Here is an 829-nt window from a genome sequence, read left to right on the forward strand (position 1 = left end):
GGCCCTTGATGAGCTCGAAGCTCTGGGCTGCCAGCTGCCCGCGATGCGCCACCGCTTGCTGGCCCGCCTGCAGGTCGAGGCCACGGCCCAACAGATGGGTGCCAAATCGTGGAAAGAGGTGTTGAGGGTCCGTTGGCGGATCTCGACCAGCGAGGCCAACCGGCGCCTGAGCGAGGCTGCCCTGCTGGCGCCGCGTCAGGCGGTGACCGGGCCCTCGCTGCCGCCGGCGTTGCCCGCCACGGCTGTCGCGCAAGCCCATGGACTGATCAACGACGAACATGTCGACGTCATCCGCAAGGCCGTTGACCGGTTGCCCGGATTCGTCGATGCGCCCACCCGCGAACAGTTCGAGGTCGACCTGGTGCGCACCGCGGTCGGTGTCGGCCCCAAGGAACTCAAGGACAGCGCCGATCTGACGCTGTTCTTGCTCGATCAGGACGGGCCCGAGCCCGATGACACCGAGCGCGCCCGCAAACGCGGGCTCACCAAGGCAAAACAACGCTCCGACGCGATGATCGGGATTTCTGGGACGCTGACACCCGAAGCGTGGGCGGTGTGGGAAGTGATTTTCGCCAAGTACGCCGCACCAGGGATGTGCAATCCCGACGATCCCCACCCCTGCACATCGGGGACCCCGACGCAGGCCCAGATCGACAACGACCACCGCAGCCTGGCCCAGCGCCAACACGACGCGATGATCGCCGTCGGGCGCATCGCCTTGATGAGCGGCGAGCTGGGTCAGCTCAACGGGCTGCCGGTGTCGCTCATCATTCGCACCACCCTGCGGGAATTGGAATCACGGGCCGGGGTCGGCACCACCGGCGGCGGC

1 protein-coding gene is annotated in these 829 nt (G+C 67.6%); it reads left to right on the top strand.

The window, feature by feature from the left end:
* On the top strand, positions 1 to 829 hold an 829-nt coding region (locus RMCN_RS25740; protein ID WP_131808607.1), incomplete at both ends, for a DUF222 domain-containing protein.

Source organism: Mycolicibacterium novocastrense, from assembly GCF_001570485.1.
In the GTDB taxonomy this organism is placed as follows: domain Bacteria; phylum Actinomycetota; class Actinomycetes; order Mycobacteriales; family Mycobacteriaceae; genus Mycobacterium; species Mycobacterium novocastrense.